Raw genomic sequence first — 19897 nt, forward strand, 5'->3', positions numbered from 1 at the left:
CTCCCTTCAAGAGACATAGCTTCTCTTTTAGATCCGCTTAAACTTATAAGTATTGCTGTATTTTCACATAAATCTGTGATTGAAGTCATGAACATAAAGGAATGGCGAAGGTTCTCAAGGAATGATCTTCGCCATTTTGGAACGAGTGTAACTTCCGATTATTGACCTTGTACCATGAACGCGATAACAACGGCGATGATAGGAATCGCCTCAACTAGTGCTACCCCGATGAACATTGTAGTTTGAAGCATACCACGTGCTTCTGGCTGACGAGCGATACCTTCAACTGTACGAGATACGATAAGACCGTTACCGATACCGGCACCAAGTGCTGCCAAACCGATTGCGATTGCTGCTGCTAATAGACCCATTATTAAGTTCCTCCTTAAATGTATGAAAAATATTTTTTCTTAAATAGGTTTTTGTTCAAAAATGAACAGGTATATATTAATGGTCTGCGCTCACTTTGTGAGAAATGTAGACCATTGATAACATTACGAAGATAAATGATTGGATTGCACCAACAAATATCGAGAATCCTTGCCATGCCAGCATTGGAATTACTGCTGCAAGGGTTCCGCCTACGCCTGTAACGGCCAAACCTGCTAATAATGTAAGCAAGATTTCACCAGCGTAGATGTTTCCGTAAAGACGAAGACCTAATGTGAGAGTGTTTGCAAATTCCTCGATTACTTTCAGCGGGAACAAGAACCACATAGGTTTGAAGAAATCTTTTCCGTATTCACCGAAACCTTTCATTCTCACACCGTAGTAGTGTGATAGACCAACAACCATGACCGCCAGCGTTAATGCGATGGTAGGATCAGCTGTCGGTGATTTCCACCAAAGTTCGTGGTCAATGACCACCGAGAATGGAAGACCTAACATGTTAGATATAAAGATGTACATAATCAATGTTAGTCCGAGGATATGGAACCTTCCTCCGGTTTTCCAGTCCATGTTGCTTTTTACAATGTTTTTGACGAAATCCATGACCCATTCCATAAAGTTTTGCATACCGGTTGGTTTCATGGCCATTCGCCGGGTTGACACAACGGCAAGCAGTAATACCAGCGCACTTGCTACTGTAATCATTAATACATTTGCCAAGTTAAAGGTTAAGCCCAGAAACTCAGCGGTAGGATTTTCATGATGCAATGAAATTCACCTCTCTTCCCCGCTATTTATGAAGTTGAAGCTGCTGAATCAAATAATCTATCATAATGACAAGATAGGATGTCATTAATCCAATAACAACGCTCAGAAGATGAAATGTGTCCGGGTATTCCATCGCGATAATCACCGCAAAAGCCGCACCGGCCATGCGTGAAAACGTTCCCAAAGAACGAACTTTTTCTCCTGCCACGACCTTATCCCCAAACTTGACGGTCCTTTTAACCATCACCCAGTGGTTGAACAAGCTGATGCCCGTCCCAAGTATGAGCCCAAGGAAAATTGACTGGTAGTCTGTGAATCCCCAGCCAAGGACATAAATAGAGAGCAGGAAAAATATGTACTTGCGATGTCTGATGAACATCTGTTGAATTTCCGGCATAAAACATTAGTCTCCTGAAAAGTAAGTGCGGACTGTACGGAGCATTGCATATATTCCTGTTGCTAGTCCAAGGAGTAGTCCGATTACTAAAAAAAGTGGTGCGGTATCCAGGAACCTGTCGAGCCATCTTCCTCCGAAGATGCCGATCAGCATGGAACCGACTAATTGCGAGAGAATGGCCGTATATATAGCCATTGCTTGTAACGGGCGTCTATCACGATGACGCATAGGCATCCCTTCATTTCCGGGGATTTACAGTTAATCTTCTACACTTTCAAAAAAGATACAAGATCCTTCGAATATGACAATGATTGTGAAAACCCTATCATTCCATATCCTTTGTAAGCATACAATAGGGCAGAATTGATGTCAATGAATTACAGTGAAAAAGTCCACAACCTTGCCACGTGTTTCGGGTTTGTTCACAAAATCATCAAATTTGTAAAAACTGCAGAATTTTGACCCCTTTTCATTATATAAGAATAGGGGGAAAGTTTTAAGAAGAAGTTTGAATGAAAAAAATTCCACTTTGTATTGATTTCTCTAGCTATTGATGGCGAGGAGGGGGGATTTTGTATTGGGACTGCTCGTCAATAGGTGTTAAGTTGATCGTTCCCTGTTTTGCAGGAAATGCCGAGGGAGCAAGGCACTCGCCTCTGGTTATTCTTATACTCCCCCTACTGGATTGCACGTGTTCATTAGGTTTTCTTTGGGGAAATGATGGACCGTGCGGCTTCAGCGGAAGGCATCCTTATGACCTTTTTTCGAAATAGTGTATCGATCTTATCGGGCGTACCGGGTACGTTTCCTTGGATTACGTTCGGTGGGTACATACATGGAAAAGCACTCTTTTAACATACGGCAGGGAGTGATCGCCCCCTACCTGTACCATTCAATTAAGTTCTCCTGATAATCCTCGTCGCCACTCTTTCTCGCAAAGGCGACAGCATAAAAAGTTCTTCCCTTTAAATAAGAAGGAAGTTCAACTTGCCCTTTAATCATCCCGTGTCCGGCCGGGCATCTTTGATCAAGTATAGCGGCCATTTGAAGTGTTTGCTGATCATACAAGGCGAGAGCAAACTCTTCTGCACCACCCGGGAGGTAGGCTTCATATCTCATGGTATCGGGGGCATCCCCCGGAACGGCAGTAAATCCCATGATCCTCGGGTAATCCGGTGTGCCCACTGCAATAAGGTACGGAAGTGAATATTCATTGGGCCCCTCTTCAAGCTGAAGTCTTCCTTCCCAAAGTTCATGCTTCTCCGGAAATGTTTTTACAATCGCCCTGACTGTCACCGTTTTTTCTTCTCCCGGCTTTAAGCGAAAACTTAGCGGCAGTTCCCATCTCAACGCATTATTTGTTTCAGTTGCTTTTATTGTATAGGTTTTGTTTTTATCGCCCTGATTTCTAATAATAAGTTCTTTCTCTAAAAACTTTTTCTTTTTCATTTCAAGCCCTCCCATTGAGAGGGAAGAAGGGAAGACTAAAGAATCGAGCTCAAGGGCCTTATCGACTTGGATTCTGCCGGACCCCTGTTCAAATACCTTGTAGGAGGTTCCATTATCATCCGTTAAATTTTTCGCCGTGAGCATGAGGGCCGATTTAAGCTCCTTCGCTCCCCAATCCGGGTGGGCCTGCTTCAAGATGGCAGCCGCACCGCTTACATGCGGAGCTGCCATGCTGGTGCCTTGCAGGGACATATATCCTTCAGGAATCGTACTCTCAATATCCACTCCCGGAGCGGTCAGGTCTGGTTTGATCAACCAGCTGACAGTGACCGGCCCTTTTGAACTGAAGGGTGCGAGCCTGTCCTGTTCAGTAGTAGTGGTAATAGAGACCGGCTTTTTAGTTTTTAAAAGTTGTTTTCCCTGCTCTCCTGACACCACGGCGGCCGGGATTCCTATCTCGTTCTGTATCAATGCAGAAAACAGGCCTTTTGTATTGTTGTAAAGGATGACCCCTTTGGCACCGGCTTTTTCAGCATTTTTGATTTTTTCTTCAAAGGTCAATTTCCCTCTTTGGATGATTGCTATTTTACCGAAACTTCCCTTTAATTCTTCTGAAGTGCCGATCCCTCCATCATAAATTTCTATATTTCTTTTCTTCCTCCATGTTTCTGTTCTATCTATAGAAAGAAGGCGGATTCTTTCTCTGCCAATGTTGATGAAAGGGACATTCGTTGGAGGGGTTGACGCCCCTACCGCCAAGGATTTTTCAGAGGTGGCAGGCGTGCCTACGGTCCAGTCCCCCGGTCCGGAATTCCCACTTGCCACAACGGGCAGGATCCCTTTTTCAAATACACTGTCCAGCGCTTTGCTCAACGGAAGGTCGGGACCATTGACGTCGCTGCCCAAGGAAAGATTAATGATATCCACTTTGTCTTTTACGGCAGCTTCAATGGCAGCCAACACCTGATCAGTCGTCCCTCGCCCTCCTGGACCAAGTGCTCGGTAAATATATAATTCTGCGTTCGGTGCCATGCCTTGAAGGGAGCCATTTGCCGCAATGATTCCCGCTACATGAGTTCCGTGGATTGTGGAATAACCTCTCCCAGAGATGGTTTCCATCGGTTCTTGATCTCCATCGACTACATCTCTGCCTCCTTTAAAGTTCCTGGAAAGGTCGCGGTGATGGAGGTCCATGCCGGTATCGATTATGCCGACCCTCACTCCCTCCCCGGTCAACCGGGTTCCTTTGCTATCGAAATACCCTCTTGTTTTTTCTGCTCCCACAAAGGGAATGGTACTGTCTCTTTTGACAACATAGGTTTGGGCTTTAGAGGTGATGATTAAATTTGCGTTTGGGTGGGAAGCTACGTATTTTTTCAGTTCAGTTTTGGGACCCTTGATTGAGTATCCGTTAAACACCTCTGAAAAGGTATACCTCAGTTTTATAGCTGGGTGCTGCTTCAACTCTTCTTGTATTCCGGCCGGGTCAACAGGGGTTGACGTTTCAATGATGAGAACTTCTTCTTGAGCGGGTTCGTCTTTAAGCGGCGGCATCTTGAAGCTGTGGGCATCAGCCTGTTGTGGAATGAGTAAAATAAGGATCAGTGCGATGATCTTTTGCATAGTGGGTGCTTCCTCCTTTTCTCGTTAGCTTTTCTCGCGGGGGAGGAAGGTATTCATTTGCTTTACTGCTTCACCGCGCTAAGAGGGACTGTCCCTCTTAGCGCGGTGAAGCGTTAAAGAAGCCCGCCTCTTTATTAGAGACGGGCTTTATACTGCTGTTAATTATTTCGTTCCAAACAAACGGTCGCCGGCATCGCCCAGTCCAGGGACGATATAGCCTTTTTCGTTCAGTTTCTCGTCCAAGGCGGCGATGAAGATATCCACATCCGGATGCGCGCTCTTAATCGCGTCCACACCTTCAGGACAAGCCACCAGGCACATGAATTTAATGTTCTTGGCTCCACGCTTTTTGATAGAGTGGATTGCTTCTACAGCTGACCCACCGGTTGCAAGCATCGGATCAACGACAATAAAGTCACGTTCTTCAACATCGCTCGGAAGTTTCACATAGTATTCTACAGGCTGAAGTGTTTCCGGGTCACGATATAAGCCGACATGTCCCACTTTTGCTGCAGGGATCAGCTTCAGGATACCATCTACCATTCCCAGGCCTGCACGAAGGATCGGCACGATGCCAAGTTTTTTACCTGCAAGTGTTTTTGTCACGGCTTTGCTTACTGGTGTTTCAATTTCTATTTCCTCCAAAGGCATATCGCGGGTGATTTCAAAAGCCATCAGGGAAGCTACCTCATCTACAAGCTCACGGAACTCTTTCGTCCCCGTTTCTTTTTGTCTAATGAAAGTCAGCTTATGCTGAATTAATGGATGATCGAATACATATACTTTTCCCACTGAAATCTCTCCTTCTTCATGTAAAAAATGACGGTGCTTTTCATACTCCGTCCTATTTTACCTAAAAGAACAGTGAGTGGCAATGTTTACACAGAGATGTTATTTTCTCGTAAAAAAACCGCCGGTTATAAGGCGGTTTTCATGTTAATTATTTATTTTTTATAAAGAGGGAATTTAGCAGTCAACTCTTCCACTCGCTTGCTTGCTTCTTTCATTTTCTCCTCATCGTCCTGGTTCTTAAGGGTAAAGGCGATGATTGAAGCAATCTCGTCCATCTCTTCAAGACCGAACCCTCGGGAAGTTACCGCTGCAGCACCAATGCGGATACCACTCGTTACAAAGGGACTTTCAGGATCGAACGGAATTGTATTTTTGTTTGTCGTGATACCGATGTCATCCAGTACCTTCTCAGCTACTTTTCCTGTAAGGTTCATGGAACGAAGGTCGATCAGCAGTAAGTGGTTATCTGTTCCGCCTGATACCAGCTGCATCCCTTCTTTAACAAGAGATTCACCCAGTCGTTTTGCATTGTCGATGACATTTTGCGCGTATGTTTTAAAATCGTCATGCAGAGCTTCGCCGAACGCAACAGCTTTAGCAGCGATGACATGCATCAATGGTCCACCCTGAATTCCAGGGAAGATAGACTTATCAATTTTCTTCGCAAATTCTTCTTTGCAAAGAATCATACCGCCGCGCGGGCCGCGAAGTGTTTTGTGCGTAGTAGTCGTAACGAAATCTGCGTGCGGAACGGGATTCGGGTGAAGTCCAGCTGCAACAAGCCCGGCGATGTGAGCCATATCGACCATTAAGTAAGCTCCTACTTCATCCGCGATTTCGCGGAACTTGGCAAAATCGATTTGTCTTGGGTACGCTGAAGCGCCAGCAACAATCATTTTCGGCTTATGTTCTAGGGCTTTTTGGCGAACGTCATCATAGTCTATGACCTGCTTGTCTTTATCTACTCCGTATTCGACGAAGTTATATTGAATTCCGCTGAAGTTCACGTGGCTTCCGTGAGTCAAGTGGCCGCCGTGCGACAAGTTCATTCCAAGGACTGTATCTCCCTGTTCTAAAACAGTGAAGTAAACCGCCATGTTTGCCTGCGCACCGGAGTGAGGCTGCACATTGGCATGCTCTGCACCAAAAATCTCCTTCGCACGGTCACGCGCAAGGTTTTCAGCAACATCGACATGCTCACATCCGCCATAATAGCGACGGCCTGGGTAGCCTTCTGCATATTTATTGGTCAACACCGAGCCTTGTGCTTCCATAACAGCTTCACTTACGAAGTTTTCTGAAGCAATCAGTTCGATTTTCGTCTGCTGGCGATGCAATTCATCTTGAATAGCTTGGTATAACTCTTGATCTTGTGCTGCAATCTTGCTCATACGGATCCCCCTTCAATTTACGGAAAACGATTACATTCCGTTTCTATCAATCTCACAAAATTTCAAATTCCTTCTATATTCTAACATGTTTGTCCTGGAGAATAAACGAATAAAATGGCTCAGGGATTGTGCGCTTTACTGCTTTAAAGTACGAAGAGGGACAGTCCCTCTTAGTGCTTTAAAGCGCTGAAAGGGACTGTCCCTCTTCGCGCGTTAATGTGCTAAAGCACTTGTTTCAAATAAAAAATGGCGGACACGTTCTCCGCCATCTTGCCCTTTTAACACGATTTATTTTCCGGTTTAGGTTCATAGACGGCACGGGCACCGCCGATTAATTTCGGCCTGCTTTTAGCGAGGGTGACATGCGCTTCCCCCAGCATCTTTTGAGATACCCGCACAGGGACCGCCACATGTTTCAGGTGCATTCCAATCAAGGTCTGCCCGATATCGATTCCCGCTTCAGCTTTCACAAACTCGACGACTACAGGATCGTCAAACTTTTCATAAGCATAGGTCGCCATCGCGCCGCCGGCTGTTCTGACCGGTATGACCGATACTTCCACATAGCCTCTTTTTAATGCCCATTTCCGTTCCATTACCAAGGCACGGTTAAGATGTTCACAGCATTGAAAAGCAATGCCGGAACCCTGTTCATCTGCAAACACCTTTACTTTTTCAAAAATCACTTCAGCCGCTTCTGAGGTGCCGGCTGTACCGATTCTTTGTCCGATGACTTCTGACGTTGAACAGCCGATGACCAGGAGGTTTCCGCTAGTCAACGGAGACTGCTCTTTAAATTCAGTTAAGATAGAATTCATTTGGTTGTTGAGAACTTCGACATCCATCATTGCTGCCTCCTTCTCTATACTTACAAGCCGCGTCTACTATCTATTTTTCTCCTCATACTCTGTAATTTTTCCGATTCGACGGTCGTGACGGCCGCCTTCATATTCGGTTTCCAGCCATACCTTTGCAATTTCCCTGGCAAGCCCTGGGCCAATTACTCTCTCGCCCATTGCAAGAACGTTGCTGTTATTATGTTCACGGGTTGCTTTCGCACTAAACACATCGTGTACCAGCGCGCAGCGGATCCCTTTCACTTTATTCGCAGAAATACTCATGCCGATTCCTGTTCCGCAGACCAGTATTCCCCGGTCATACTCCCCGTTCGCTACTTTTTCAGCTACAGGCTGGGCATAATCAGGGTAATCGACGGATGCATCACATTCACACCCAAAATCATCGAACTCAATTTCCAATTCGGTAAGTAACCCTTTTATTTCTTCACGAATATTGATACCGCCATGATCTGATGCAATTGCGACTTTCATGCCGTATTCCTCCTGCCATAATGAGTTATAGTTTAATTTTTACATACCACTGCAAAATTATAAAGAATTATTGATTTTGGGAGCAATATTCTGGCACCTTTTGTTTGATGGGACCACACACTCTCTCTGCCAAGACTGCGCTGTTATATTTTTTCCTGCTTTACAGTAATATTGGTATTCCAACAAGGTTGGTGCGTACCCCCAAAACCAATCTTACTGCTAAATTCGCTCCCTCTATTCTTTTCCTTTTCACACCAGGTTTGACTTCAAACTAATCATGAGTTTTCCAGCTTTACTACTAACCTGTCAATCAAACTGTCCAGCTCTTTATACGTTCTTCGATAAATCTCAAGGCTGCCGCCAAAAGGATCTATAATATCTCGATCCATTTCATCTTCATTGATAAATTCTTTTAAGGTAAAAGTTTTATCCGCTGCCTGAGGGTGCATGGCGGCAATCGATTGTTTGTGGCCTTCTGTCATGGTAAAAATATAATCTGCCCACTGAATGTCTTCAGAGTTCAGTGAACTGGATTTGTGCTCATGGAGTATCTCATTCTCTTTTAACACTTCTTGAGTCTGGAAAGAAGCCTCATGTCCATCAGCCGCAAACACTCCTGCCGATTTCACTGTGAACCGGTCTTGTCCTTTATGTCTCAGAATCGCTTCTGCCATGGGGCTGCGGCAGGTATTTCCCGTACAAACAAATAAGATATTCATAAAACCATCTCCTTACCCTTATTATAATCCATAAACCGACTTCTCTATAGCCGCAGCTCTTTAAAAATTCCCCAAAACAAAAACCCTTTCAGCGCTTTAAAGCACTGAAAGGGACAGTCCCTCTTAGCGTATTAACGCATTAACGCACGAAGAGGGACTGTCCCCTATCGTGCGTTAGTGCGCTAAAGTCAGCCGATTAAAATGGCAGCAGGAGTTTGATTCCAAAGGCGAAGAGGATGCAGCCTCCGAGCGCTTCACTGTAGGATCCAAGCCATCCCTGCACACGGCGACCGACCAAAAGTCCGCCCCAGGTCAATAGGGTTGCAGCCGCTCCAAAACAAATGACGGCGGCGGCTGTCCTTGCCCCAAAGATCCCCAAGGTCAAGCCGACTGAAAAGCTGTCTAAACTTACACTTAGCGCAAACAGCAAAAGTCCGAACCCGACTGGCGTCATAACTGAGCTCTCATCCTCTTTGAAGCTGGCCAACACCATTTGAATTCCAAGCACAATCAGCAGAATTCCCCCTGCATAGGCTGCGAATGAACCGAATTTTTCTGAAAGGAACTTCCCCGTCATCATGCCAAGCAGCGGCATCCAGACATGAAAAGCCCCCACCGTCAACCCTATGTAAAAGATCTGTCGCAAGCGAAGTCTCACCATTCCCATGCCAATACCTATCGAAAAGGCATCCATCCCAAGGGCAAATGCCATCAACACCAACGTGAATAACTCAGCTATAACGGTCGTCATTTCTATTTCCTCCTTTGGACGTGCCTACATCACACTCTATGCACGTCCAAGGGAAATTATTTCTTTAAAACTGAAAAAGAGCAGCAGTTCGACTGCCGCTCCCCCCTACTCTTCTTTTATCAAGTTATATCCTGCCGCTTTCTGCAGCCTGTTCATGATGGCCATCCCGACACCTTCCTGCGGAAAGGTCTCTGAAAAAATAATATCCACGTCACTCTCATTAAAAGCACGCAACACATCGTACAGAGAATGGGCGACTGTGCTGAGGTCCGATCGGCTGCCGGTGACAAGGATCTTATCTGCGTTGTAAAAGTCTGCGCTTTCTTCCGTTGTCAGCACCCCGACTTTCATGCCGGCCTTTCGTTTTTCATCAATCACTGACTGCATCCATTCTCGGCTGCCTTCCAATAAGATCAACGGGGCATCCGGGGCATAGTGGGTATATTTCATTCCCGGTGATTTCGGGGCACCTTCTCCTTCAGCTAAAGAAGGGTCGACCAGCACCCGGCCTGCAGCCTCTTCCAACTGTTCCTTCGTGACACCACCCGGCCTTAAGATAACAGGGATTTCAGAGGTACAATCGACCACCGTCGATTCAACGCCGACACCGGTTTCCCCTCCGTCAATGACTCCGCTGATTCTCCCCTCCAAATCCTGTATCACGTGCTGAGCTGTGGTAGGGCTCGGTCGTCCCGATACATTCGCACTAGGAGCCGCAATCGGAAGGTTCGCAGCTTCTATCAATGCAAGCGCCACTGGATGATCCGGCATCCGGATACCGACTGAATCCAATCCCGCCGTCACTCTTTCCGAAAGCACTCCCTCTTTTTTGCTAAAAATAATCGTTAAAGGGCCCGGCCAAAATTGATCCATAAAAGTCTGGGCAGCAGCAGGTATATCTTCCACCAGTTCATTTAATTGCTCTTTGTTGGATATGTGGACAATCAGTGGATTATCGCTAGGCCTGCCTTTGGCGGCGAAAATCTTATCCACTGCTTCATCCGACATTGCATTGGCTCCCAGACCATAAACAGTCTCTGTAGGAAAAGCAATGACCTCGTTATCTTTTAAAAATTGAGATGCTTCCACAATCTGTGGACAACTTTTACTTGTATCCACATTGTTCTCCACAGTCCAGTAATTCATCTTCATTGTGATCCACCTTTATATTTTAAACAAGATTTATGTCGAGAAAGCTCGTTTCCCGCGGAAATTTAACTATCCACTAACATTTCTACTTTTGCAAGTATATAAGAATTGACAAAGTTATTCAAACCTTATCCACAAAATGTGCATAACTTCAATAAATATGTGCATAACTCTGTGTACAGCTTAACCAAACTCTTTAACACAGTAAAGCAGTGAAAGGGACAGTCCCTCTCACTGCTTTACAGCGTTAATTGGTTAAAAGGTCAGAATTCAAACCGCATGATTGTGGGGTTATCCACTGTGGATAAGGCTTTTGCATGGGTAAAGTTGTTCAATTCCTCTGGATAAACAGTCGTATCTACTTGTTTGAAACCGAGTATGTGGAAAAATTGAATGGATGCTTGTTTGTTGGAAAGGAGATAAATAGTAGATAACTGTTTTTCCTTTCCTAATTGTAGGATTTCCTGAAAGAGCGCAAATAAATCTTCACTATTCATTGTTGGTTTCACAACGAGTGATCTCAGTAGGCCCGATTGTTCCTGAATTTCGAGACCAAGCGTCCCTTCGATCTCCCCTTTTTCATTTTCCACCATTAAAAAGTTATCAACAGTCTCCTCAACGCCAATTGAACTTAACCCTGCACGTTCCAAAAACGCCTTAATGCATTGACTATCTTTTTCCACAGCTTTCCTGATTGTTTTCAGCATGCACTGCACCTCTCTCAATTTCTCTTTATATTTAATAGATATGTATTGAGAGAGTGAATAGAACTAGAAATAGTATTTAATGTAATTGTACTGTTGTATTCCGCTTCATAAAGAACAGAGGCTCGGCAATGAGTTCCACCGGATACTTAAGTTTGGGCGTGCCTGTCACGCTTATATCAATTTATTAGATAAAGGGCACCCGCCGCCATTGTTTCAGCGGTTGATGCCCTTTTTTTCCAACATCTTAATCCATAAGGCCTTTCAGGAAATCTACTACAAAAAATCTGACCTCTACTTTACTTTCTTCTTCTTTTACAAAAAGGGGCTCAGCAGCTTCCGTTTCCTTATTATCCACAACGTGTCCACTTTGTGTTTTTTCTTCTGTCATAACCGTTTCACCTGTATCGCCGACTGCCGCGGATTGACCCGTCTCTTGATTATCAACTTGATTCTCTTGTTTTTCTGGAACAGCTTCCTCTTCTGCAACTGCAGGTTGCACGCTCCCCTCGTCAACCTCACTCGCTTCTGCTGTAGACTCAAACCCAGGGCTCCTGACAGCCGTACCACTTGAAAAATCGAGGAAGCATAGAGGCGGATACAGGACACACCACCAGTTCGCTCCTTTTCCGCTGCCTAAAGTGATTAAAATGGCTTCGTATTTGCCTGCAGGATACAGGAACTGTCCGTAAAGCTTTGTCGGAAAATCGACTTTGCCAAATTCAACTTTCACTGATTGCGTCAAGCCTTCTTCTACCATGGCTGCTTCTGCAATCTCTTGCAGCTCAGGCAATCCGGCTTTAATCGTTGAACGGGCTTCCTCAAGCGACGTCAGGTTTTCCACCCAAGCGGTAATCTCTTCATTCACCCTGTCACGGATCAACTGCTTGACTGCCTGATCCTCTTCTCTATCACTGTCTGCCAGAATTCTCAATCGGATCGCTTCATTGGGAATGACCTGGATCTCCTGCTGTGCGGAGATGGATTCCTGTTTCGGTATATATAAACTTAAAATAGTTCCAATGCTTAACGTAATAATGTACATCCATGCTAATTTTAATTTCATTTCTTCCACCGTCCCTTCAGTAAAACAGTGTGGACAGAAATGAGAATTCTTAAACTAGCAAAATCATATAAAATTCAAAATACTAGAATGATAACTTTTGCTCTGCTGCGTTAAAGTAACAAGGGACAGTCCCCTATCACAAATTAACGCGGTACAGCGTCACCACACTAAGAGGGACTGTCCCTCACGGGTGTTGATTAGCTATATTTTTCCAATTGATTGACACAGACTTCCCCTTCGTTTAAAAAGCGATTTAATGGCACACCTTACCTCCACAGGCAGGGTGTGTGCCATATAACGACGGGTAAACTCAATGAAGGTGTAATTATATAAGATAGCCCACTCTTTTTTTGTCTCATTATAAATACTACGTAATATAAAATAACTGATAAGAGTGCCAAAAACTTGGCTATACACAGCGTTTGGGGAATTTCCGAATAGGTTGGAAAGGTCTAAATTTCCTTTTATCCAGCGGAAAAACAACTCGATTTGCCACCTAAGCTTGTAGATGTAAGCAATGTCTTCTGGCGACATCATCATAAGGTTCGTTGCCACTCTTATTTCATTTCCTTCGTTGTCCGTGAATGTAACTAGTCTAAAGCGAGTGTCTGTCTTTCGGGATTCTTTTCCGATAAGGGCTGTCACATCTTTTTTAATACGACCATATTCATCAAGTGGAACACTGTGTTCCGTCTCTTCCGAGAGGGAGAAGAAGTTTGCGACTCTAATCACAAAGAACTGTTCGTGTTCATGTAACTTTTGAAAATCTTTTGTGCGTGCATAGCCTCTATCAGCTGTGATGATGGAGAGAGGTTCTAAATTTTCATAGAGTTTGGGTGCTACCATGACATCGTGGTGTCGTCCAGTTGTCTGGACTACTTGAGTAGGTTGACTATCCTCTACATCAAATTTTGTATGCAGCCGAATCGCATGGCGGGTACGTGTATACCCCGCCCAGCTCATATCTGGGTGTTGGAAAGTAATGGTGGTGGAATCAACGGCAAATAGCTTAAAGGGTTTGAAAAGGGCTCGACGAACTCTACGTCCTAAGCGGTCTACAATACGGGAGAATAGTTCTTGAAGGATTTGATAAGGGACACTCTGAGCTTTTTTGGCAAGGGTAGAGTGATCTACGGAAGGTAAACTTTTTTCCTTTGGCAATTTCGTCTCGGCATCTCGAAAACCTTCCCATTTTTTCGCAGAGGAAATAATAAAAAAGTGTATCAAATCGTGGGCAGATAACTTCCTAGCTGTATCTTCATAGCCCCACTTCTCGCAAAGATTTGCCACTTCTTCATCTGTAATGATAGTTTGAAGAACCTCTGATAATTTGTTAAAGTTAGTCAATGAACCCACTCTCCTTTTTGGTTTTGTTAGAGGTAACAATCATTTTAAAGGAGAGTGGGTTTTTTTGTCTAATTATCTAGGTTGTTTTACATATTATGGTTAATCAACACCCGTGGACTGTCCCTCTTAGCGCTTTAATGTGTTAAAGTCATTTCACGCAGAATACCATCCGGTCTTTTCCGTTGATATCGTGGATGATTTCAGTTTGCGCATCCGGGAAGGCGCCGCGGAGCATGCCGGCGACCGCTTCTCCCTGTCCGGCTCCGATCTCAAATCCAACCAAAAATCTATCTTTCATGACTTGCGGCAGTTCCTCCATAAATCGCTGATAGAACTCAAGGCCGCTTTCCCCTCCGAAAAGCGCAGAGTGCGGTTCATGATCTTTGACGACTTCCGATAAAGAAGACAGATCACTCAAAGGGATATATGGCGGATTGGATACAAGCACATCAAACTTCACCCCATCAGAAATGATCGGCTGCAGCAAATCACCTTCTAAAAATCGCACTTGGGCCCCAAGCTCCTCGGCATTTTTCTGGGCCACTCCAAGAGCTTCTCCCGAAATATCAACTGCGGTTACCGTAAACTCCGGCTTCTCCAACTTCAGCGTAACCGCAATCGCACCGCTTCCAGTTCCGATGTCAGCCAGCTGCAGTCCTTCTGCAGCACCAAAATGCTTAGAGACCTTTTCCAATGTATAATAAACCAATTCCTCTGTTTCCGGCCGCGGAATCAGCACATGCTCATTCACTGTGTACTTCCGTCCGTAAAACTCTTCAAACCCGATAATATGCTGGATCGGGATTCCCTGGATGTGATCGGTGATTCCACGGGCGAATTCCAGCTTTACCTTATCATCCAGAATCATCCTCTGATTTGCCAGCAGCTGGGACCTATCCATCTCCAGCAAGTGTTTCAACAATAATTCTCCCGCATTTTCATCCCGCTTATTTTCTATCAAAAAAGAAGAAGCCCATTTTAGGGCTTCAAACACTGTATTGCACTTACTCATTATTCTTCCATTCTCTCGAGCAGTTTAGACTGATCTTCAAGGATAAGTGCATCAATGACATCATCCATTTTACCTTCTAAAATCTGGTCAAGTTTTTGAATCGTCAAGCCGATGCGGTGATCCGTTACACGGTTTTGCGGGAAGTTGTACGTACGGATACGCTCGGAACGGTCTCCCGTACCTACTGCAGACTTACGGTTGGCATCGTATTCTGCCTGTGCCTCTTGCTGGAACTTATCGTAAACGCGGGCACGAAGTACTTTCATAGCTTTTTCTTTATTCTTGATTTGTGATTTTTCGTCCTGACAGGAAACCACGACACCTGTCGGTAAGTGAGTCAAACGCACAGCCGACATCGTCGTGTTAACACTTTGTCCGCCCGGGCCGCTGGAAGCGAATGTGTCGACACGGATATCTTTTTCATGGATATCGATTTCGACTTCTTCAGCTTCAGGCAGGCACGCTACGGTTGCCGTTGACGTATGAATACGTCCGCCGGATTCTGTTTCCGGGACACGCTGCACGCGGTGGGCACCGTTCTCATACTTCATTTTTGAATAAGCACCGTTACCGTTGATCATAAAGATAATCTCTTTATAACCGCCGACACCAGTTGAGTTGGCTTCCATGACTTCTGTCTTCCAGCCTTGAGCTTCCGCATAACGGCTGTACATACGATATAGATCGCCTGCAAACAGGGCAGCCTCGTCGCCGCCCGCTGCTCCGCGGACCTCCATGATAACGTTCTTGTCATCATTAGGGTCTTTCGGGATAAGAAGAATCTTCATTCTTTCCTCAAGCTGCTCAATTTTTTCTTCCAGTTCAGAGACTTCCTCTTTGACCATTTCGCGCATGTCAGCATCAAGCTTTTCTTCAAGCATTGATTTGGCATCTTTGAACTGGGACGTTGCTTCCTTATATTCACGATATGCTTCAACAGTTTCCTGGATGTTAGATTGTTCTTTTGAATATTCTCTTAGCTTCTTTGGGTCATTCACAATTTCCGGGTCGCTTAAAAGCTCATTCAGCTTTTCGTAGCGATCTTCAACTGCTTGTAAACGATCGAACACAGCTATTCACCTCAATTTTAATCCATAACAGTCTAATTATATTATATGAGGGCATTAAACACAAGAAACGGTAAAGTGGCAGGTGATGGACTTTGTATGTAACCCCCTGGCCATAAGGAGAAAAAACGGTAAAAGGGCAGCCCTCTTACCGTTCTGAGATCTTTACATTGATTTTATAACGGGGTAACGCTCTCGTCAGACGCTTACGAAGATCCGCTTCTTCCTTTTCACGTCTATCCTGTGAAAGCTCTTCCCTTGTATGGGCTGTCACCCACATCTGCTGGCCGTTGATCCAGACCTCATCCGCTTCGTAATCTGTGTATTCTTCTATGACTTCCCTTGCTTTATTAACATCGGTCCCTGTATTCGGCTGCGTTTCCGACAAATCAATAAAGTTTGGGTTCTGATTGGTTTCCATCGGTTGATCGATATTTTGGTTTGTATCTACATCATTTAAATCATTATTGACGAACCTTCTGCCGTTCTGATCCTCATCCTGCACATAAAGATTATCACCATCTTGCACTCCGCAGGCAGTTACTAAAATTGTCAGTGCAAATAAACTCAAGATTTTTTTCATCAAAAACACCTCCTGAGCATAGGTTGTCCTATGGTCAGGAGGTTATACGGCGCACCTTTAAAAGAGGTTTTTGATTTCCGCTCCAGGTACGTGACTCCGCGGGGCGGGCGGTGAACTAAAAAGCGAAAGCGCCGTTCAGTGACGTACAGATTTTAGGGCTCTCGTATGAGTTAAAGGAATCACGAAGAGCGCTAGCGATTCGATGATGACTTATCGCAAGGAGAGAGACCGAAATCTGCTAGTCACTAAGTCCGTTCCAGTGGGTACGGACCCTCGGCCGCTGGAACTGGATTAGCCTCCTCGGCTGCGCCTGTGGGGTTACGTTCCAGTGGGTACGTAACCTTGGTCTCACCTGTCATCAAAAGTGGAAGCGCGCTGTTAAGCTCCGACAGGCAAATGTTCCGAAAAGAAAAAAAGGCGATCTTTCCTTTTATTCTCTTCGGGTTATTTGATCCCGAGGAGCTGGGCGCTGGAACTAGACGTCCCGCTAATCCCGCAGGAGATCACGCACCTTCCGCTCCAATCACCCCTTTGAGAACTGAATCATCTCCTTAAATTATCTTTAAAAGCTCACTTCCAGCATGAGCATTCTTTTTATCGCCTAAAAAAATCTGACTTAACCCATTTTAATCGGCATAAAAAAACCGAGAGCACTTAGCTCCCGGCAAATAAAAATTATACTTCCTTCACGATCGATTCCTGACTGACGCTGATTCCCTTTGGAACTTGATGATGGTGACGGCACCTTGGCTCATAAGCTTCGGAAGCCCCAACCAGTATGACAGGATCATCATAGCCTGCAGGCTTTCCATCAATCAGTCGCTGCGTACGGCTGGCGGGCGATCCACAAACAGAACACACTGCCTGTAATTTGGTCACCTGCTCAGCGGCAGCCATCAGGCGGGGCATGGGACCAAATGGTTCTCCACGGAAATCCTGGTCAAGTCCTGCAGTAACCACACGGTGGCCACCGTCAGCCAGTTTTTGTGCGACTTCCACGATACCTTCGTCAAAAAACTGGACTTCATCGATAGCAACGATATCTACATTGGCCGTTACTTCTTTAAGAATATCCAATGAAGATTCAACAGGCTTGGCAATGACAGAATTCCCATTATGAGAAACCACCGACTCCTCACTGTAACGGTTATCTAATTTCGGTTTGAAGACCATGATTTCCTGCTTGGCGAATTGCGCTCTTCTGACGCGTCGTATCAACTCTTCAGATTTTCCTGAGAACATGCTTCCGCAAATTACTTCCAACCAACCGGTCTGTTTCATGATATACATGAAATTAGCCCTCTCCTTCCTCGATCGTAATCCTAAATTCATTATGAAAAAGCATCCTATGTATTCAGAACACACCCAATGAAATAAAAAATAAATAAGTGCAATTACAGTATGGGCGGTCTCGAGCAGAATGCCGATAAAAGTTCAATGTCAGAAAAAAAGAGGCACAGTTTTACAAACTGCCTCCACTTAGTCTTACCTATTTTCTCATAAAAGAGAAATAAAAAACAGGCAAGCATAAAATCCTTGCCTGTTTTCTGTAAAATTAGAAAGGGCGGTATACGGGTGGCTGCTAAGCACAAAAGCCTGCAGGTCGCCGGATACCCGCCGCCGTTTTTCTAAAATTATTGTTCTTTGTTTTTAAGGCCGTATTTTTTGTTGAAACGATCAACACGTCCGCCGGCATCAGCGAATTTTTGACGACCAGTGTAGAAAGGATGGCACTCAGAGCATACCTCTACTTTAACTTCCTTCTCAACAGAACCTGTTTCGAATTCGTTACCGCAAGCACATGTAACCATCACTTTGTTATAAGCTGGATGAATTCCTTGTTTCATTCTTTTTCATCTCCTTCCGCCCTGAATCATCTGAGACAGAGTTATATATTCCAAAATATGCGATATGAGCATAAGCCGTTTGACCAGCCCCTTACCGCATCCACTTTAAAAACACACTGACAATATTATAACAAGTCCAACCCCGAAATGCAACCTGGTTTTTGAGCTGGATAATATTCACTTCACCGCTTTAAAGCACGAAGAGGGACTGTCCCTCTTAGCGCTTTAAAGGATAAAAGTGTTATCCGCGTTTGCCTTTGGACTCTTCATGAAGGACTTCGAAAAACTCATCGTTTGTTTTTGATTTTTTCAGCTTGCGCAGGAATTTCTCCGCGAAGTCAGGTGCGTCTGACATTGCTTTGCGGATCGCCCACAGCTTATCAAGGTTTTCAGAAGGAATAAGAAGCTCTTCTTTCCTTGTTCCGGAACGGCGGATATCGATTGCAGGGAAAATTCTTCTTTCAGCAAGTGAACGGTCAAGGTGAAGCTCCATGTTACCTGTTCCCTTGAATTCCTCATAAATGACATCATCCATACGGGAACCAGTGTCAACAAGTGCAGTCGCAAGGACCGTCAAGCTTCCGCCCTCTTCAATGTTACGCGCAGCACCGAAGAAACGTTTCGGACGGTGGAATGCGGCCGGATCAATACCACCGGAAAGGGTTCTTCCGCTTGGCGGGATAACGAGGTTATAAGCACGGGCCAAACGTGTGATACTATCCATAAGAATAATGACATCGCGCTTATGCTCCACAAGACGCATTGCACGTTCTAACACTAGTTCTGCCACTTTGATATGATTTTCAGGCACTTCATCAAACGTCGAGCTAACCACTTCGGCTTCAACCGAACGTTCAATATCCGTTACTTCCTCAGGACGCTCATCAATCAGCAGGATAATCAGTTCCGCTTCAGGATTATTCGTTGTGATTGAGTTGGCAATCTCTTTTAAAAGCATTGTTTTACCTGCTTTTGGAGGAGCCACAATCAGACCACGCTGACCAAAACCGACAGGAGAAATCAGATCCATGATACGTGTGGATATTTTGTTTGGTGCTGTTTCCAATTTGATTTGGCGGTCAGGATACAAAGGAGTAAGAGCTGGGAAATGAACACGTTCTTTAGACGCTTCTGGCTCCTCGCCGTTGACCATTTCTACATGCAACAGACCGAAATATCTCTCGTTTTCCTTTGGAGGACGCACTTTACCGGAAACCTTGTCCCCATTCCGCAGATCAAAACGGCGGATTTGTGAAGCGGATATATAGATATCCTCGGCACTTGGAGAATAATTGATCGGACGCAGGAATCCGAACCCTTCCGATTGGATGATCTCCAGAACACCTTCCATAAAGAAATAGCCTTCTTTTTCAGCTCTTACTTTCAGAATTGCAAAGATAAGTTCTTTTTTAGTCAGCTTGCTATAGTAGGAAATTTTATATTCTCTTGCTAATTCATACAATTCTTTCAGTTTCATGTTTTCTAGACTTTTGATCGTTAATTCCATAAAG

Annotated in this window: 21 protein-coding genes; all 21 read right to left on the minus strand. The window is 44.8% G+C overall.

Going from position 1 to position 19897, the window contains the following annotated elements:
* Positions 1-158: 158 nt before the first annotated feature.
* Positions 159-371: a F0F1 ATP synthase subunit C gene (gene atpE, locus V1502_RS19470; protein WP_006838507.1), complete on the minus strand. Its 213-nt coding sequence runs from the start codon at positions 369-371 to the stop codon at positions 159-161.
* A 76-nt stretch (positions 372-447) separates the two neighbouring features.
* On the minus strand, positions 448-1158 hold the full coding sequence (gene atpB, locus V1502_RS19475; RefSeq protein ID WP_409252246.1) for a F0F1 ATP synthase subunit A: 711 nt from the start codon (positions 1156-1158) through the stop codon (positions 448-450).
* Between the two features lie 22 nt (positions 1159-1180).
* Complete coding sequence (locus V1502_RS19480; RefSeq protein WP_409252247.1) at positions 1181-1555, minus strand: ATP synthase subunit I; 375 nt, start codon at positions 1553-1555, stop codon at positions 1181-1183.
* A gap of 6 nt (positions 1556-1561) precedes the next feature.
* Positions 1562-1783, minus strand: coding sequence for an AtpZ/AtpI family protein (locus V1502_RS19485; protein ID WP_409252248.1), 222 nt, complete (start codon positions 1781-1783; stop codon positions 1562-1564).
* Positions 1784-2434: 651 nt separating this feature from the next.
* Entirely contained in the window at positions 2435-4627 is a 2193-nt protein-coding gene (locus tag V1502_RS19490) for a S8 family serine peptidase (protein WP_409252249.1), read from the minus strand.
* Positions 4628-4789: 162 nt separating this feature from the next.
* On the minus strand, positions 4790-5419 hold the full coding sequence (upp, locus tag V1502_RS19495) for a uracil phosphoribosyltransferase (RefSeq protein WP_409252250.1): 630 nt from the start codon (positions 5417-5419) through the stop codon (positions 4790-4792).
* Positions 5420-5571: 152 nt separating this feature from the next.
* A complete protein-coding gene (gene glyA, locus V1502_RS19500; protein WP_409252251.1) occupies positions 5572-6810 on the minus strand; it encodes a serine hydroxymethyltransferase in 1239 nt (412 codons plus the stop codon).
* A 278-nt stretch (positions 6811-7088) separates the two neighbouring features.
* Complete coding sequence (locus tag V1502_RS19505) at positions 7089-7655, minus strand: TIGR01440 family protein (protein ID WP_409252252.1); 567 nt, start codon at positions 7653-7655, stop codon at positions 7089-7091.
* A 39-nt stretch (positions 7656-7694) separates the two neighbouring features.
* Complete coding sequence (gene rpiB, locus V1502_RS19510; RefSeq protein WP_409252253.1) at positions 7695-8141, minus strand: ribose 5-phosphate isomerase B; 447 nt, start codon at positions 8139-8141, stop codon at positions 7695-7697.
* Positions 8142-8416: 275 nt separating this feature from the next.
* Entirely contained in the window at positions 8417-8860 is a 444-nt protein-coding gene (locus V1502_RS19515; protein WP_409252254.1) for a low molecular weight protein arginine phosphatase, read from the minus strand.
* A 196-nt stretch (positions 8861-9056) separates the two neighbouring features.
* Positions 9057-9611, minus strand: a complete 555-nt coding sequence (locus tag V1502_RS19520) for a manganese efflux pump MntP family protein (protein WP_409252255.1) — start codon at positions 9609-9611, stop codon at positions 9057-9059.
* A 105-nt stretch (positions 9612-9716) separates the two neighbouring features.
* Positions 9717-10763: an L-threonylcarbamoyladenylate synthase gene (locus V1502_RS19525; protein WP_409252256.1), complete on the minus strand. Its 1047-nt coding sequence runs from the start codon at positions 10761-10763 to the stop codon at positions 9717-9719.
* 260 nt (positions 10764-11023) lie between these two features.
* The gene (locus V1502_RS19530; protein ID WP_409252257.1) at positions 11024-11467 is read right to left on the minus strand and encodes a GNAT family N-acetyltransferase; all 444 of its coding nucleotides are present in this window, start codon (positions 11465-11467) and stop codon (positions 11024-11026) included.
* Between the two features lie 244 nt (positions 11468-11711).
* Positions 11712-12530 carry a stage II sporulation protein R gene (gene spoIIR / locus V1502_RS19535; protein WP_409252258.1) on the minus strand — a complete coding sequence of 273 codons (819 nt, stop codon included), beginning with the start codon at positions 12528-12530 and terminating at the stop codon, positions 11712-11714.
* A gap of 201 nt (positions 12531-12731) precedes the next feature.
* Positions 12732-13877 (minus strand): IS4 family transposase, encoded by a 1146-nt coding sequence (locus tag V1502_RS19540; RefSeq protein WP_409252259.1) that lies wholly within the window; start codon positions 13875-13877, stop codon positions 12732-12734.
* 148 nt (positions 13878-14025) lie between these two features.
* Positions 14026-14889 (minus strand): peptide chain release factor N(5)-glutamine methyltransferase, encoded by an 864-nt coding sequence (gene prmC, locus V1502_RS19545; RefSeq protein WP_409252260.1) that lies wholly within the window; start codon positions 14887-14889, stop codon positions 14026-14028.
* A complete protein-coding gene (prfA, locus tag V1502_RS19550; RefSeq protein WP_409252261.1) occupies positions 14889-15959 on the minus strand; it encodes a peptide chain release factor 1 in 1071 nt (356 codons plus the stop codon). Before prfA ends, prmC begins: the two co-directional genes overlap by 1 nt.
* Before the next feature lie 145 nt (positions 15960-16104).
* Positions 16105-16539, minus strand: coding sequence for a hypothetical protein (locus tag V1502_RS19555; RefSeq protein ID WP_409252262.1), 435 nt, complete (start codon positions 16537-16539; stop codon positions 16105-16107).
* A 675-nt stretch (positions 16540-17214) separates the two neighbouring features.
* Positions 17215-17829 (minus strand): thymidine kinase, encoded by a 615-nt coding sequence (locus V1502_RS19560; protein WP_409252263.1) that lies wholly within the window; start codon positions 17827-17829, stop codon positions 17215-17217.
* 344 nt (positions 17830-18173) lie between these two features.
* Complete coding sequence (rpmE, locus tag V1502_RS19565) at positions 18174-18386, minus strand: 50S ribosomal protein L31 (RefSeq protein WP_409252264.1); 213 nt, start codon at positions 18384-18386, stop codon at positions 18174-18176.
* A gap of 241 nt (positions 18387-18627) precedes the next feature.
* Positions 18628-19893, minus strand: a complete 1266-nt coding sequence (gene rho / locus V1502_RS19570) for a transcription termination factor Rho (RefSeq protein WP_409252265.1) — start codon at positions 19891-19893, stop codon at positions 18628-18630.
* Positions 19894-19897 lie beyond the last annotated feature (4 nt).

Source organism: Rossellomorea sedimentorum, from assembly GCF_046237645.1.
Classification (GTDB): Bacteria; Bacillota; Bacilli; order Bacillales; family Bacillaceae_B; genus Rossellomorea; species Rossellomorea sedimentorum.

Bases quoted from the DNA above. Each gene is read 5' to 3' on its own strand.
- atpE (WP_006838507.1), bottom strand. From the start codon at position 371: ATGGGTCTATTAGCAGCAGCAATCGCAATCGGTTTGGCAGCACTTGGT.
- V1502_RS19480 (WP_409252247.1), bottom strand. From the start codon at position 1,555: ATGCCGGAAATTCAACAGATGTTCATCAGACATCGCAAGTACATATTT.
- V1502_RS19485 (WP_409252248.1), bottom strand. From the start codon at position 1,783: ATGCGTCATCGTGATAGACGCCCGTTACAAGCAATGGCTATATATACG.
- V1502_RS19490 (WP_409252249.1), bottom strand. From the start codon at position 4,627: ATGCAAAAGATCATCGCACTGATCCTTATTTTACTCATTCCACAACAG.
- glyA (WP_409252251.1), bottom strand. From the start codon at position 6,810: ATGAGCAAGATTGCAGCACAAGATCAAGAGTTATACCAAGCTATTCAA.
- V1502_RS19505 (WP_409252252.1), bottom strand. From the start codon at position 7,655: ATGGATGTCGAAGTTCTCAACAACCAAATGAATTCTATCTTAACTGAA.
- rpiB (WP_409252253.1), bottom strand. From the start codon at position 8,141: ATGAAAGTCGCAATTGCATCAGATCATGGCGGTATCAATATTCGTGAA.
- V1502_RS19515 (WP_409252254.1), bottom strand. From the start codon at position 8,860: ATGAATATCTTATTTGTTTGTACGGGAAATACCTGCCGCAGCCCCATG.
- V1502_RS19520 (WP_409252255.1), bottom strand. From the start codon at position 9,611: ATGACGACCGTTATAGCTGAGTTATTCACGTTGGTGTTGATGGCATTT.
- V1502_RS19525 (WP_409252256.1), bottom strand. From the start codon at position 10,763: ATGAAGATGAATTACTGGACTGTGGAGAACAATGTGGATACAAGTAAA.
- V1502_RS19530 (WP_409252257.1), bottom strand. From the start codon at position 11,467: ATGCTGAAAACAATCAGGAAAGCTGTGGAAAAAGATAGTCAATGCATT.
- spoIIR (WP_409252258.1), bottom strand. From the start codon at position 12,530: ATGAAATTAAAATTAGCATGGATGTACATTATTACGTTAAGCATTGGA.
- prmC (WP_409252260.1), bottom strand. From the start codon at position 14,889: ATGAGTAAGTGCAATACAGTGTTTGAAGCCCTAAAATGGGCTTCTTCT.
- V1502_RS19555 (WP_409252262.1), bottom strand. From the start codon at position 16,539: ATGAAAAAAATCTTGAGTTTATTTGCACTGACAATTTTAGTAACTGCC.
- V1502_RS19560 (WP_409252263.1), bottom strand. From the start codon at position 17,829: ATGTATATCATGAAACAGACCGGTTGGTTGGAAGTAATTTGCGGAAGC.
- rpmE (WP_409252264.1), bottom strand. From the start codon at position 18,386: ATGAAACAAGGAATTCATCCAGCTTATAACAAAGTGATGGTTACATGT.
- rho (WP_409252265.1), bottom strand. From the start codon at position 19,893: ATGGAATTAACGATCAAAAGTCTAGAAAACATGAAACTGAAAGAATTG.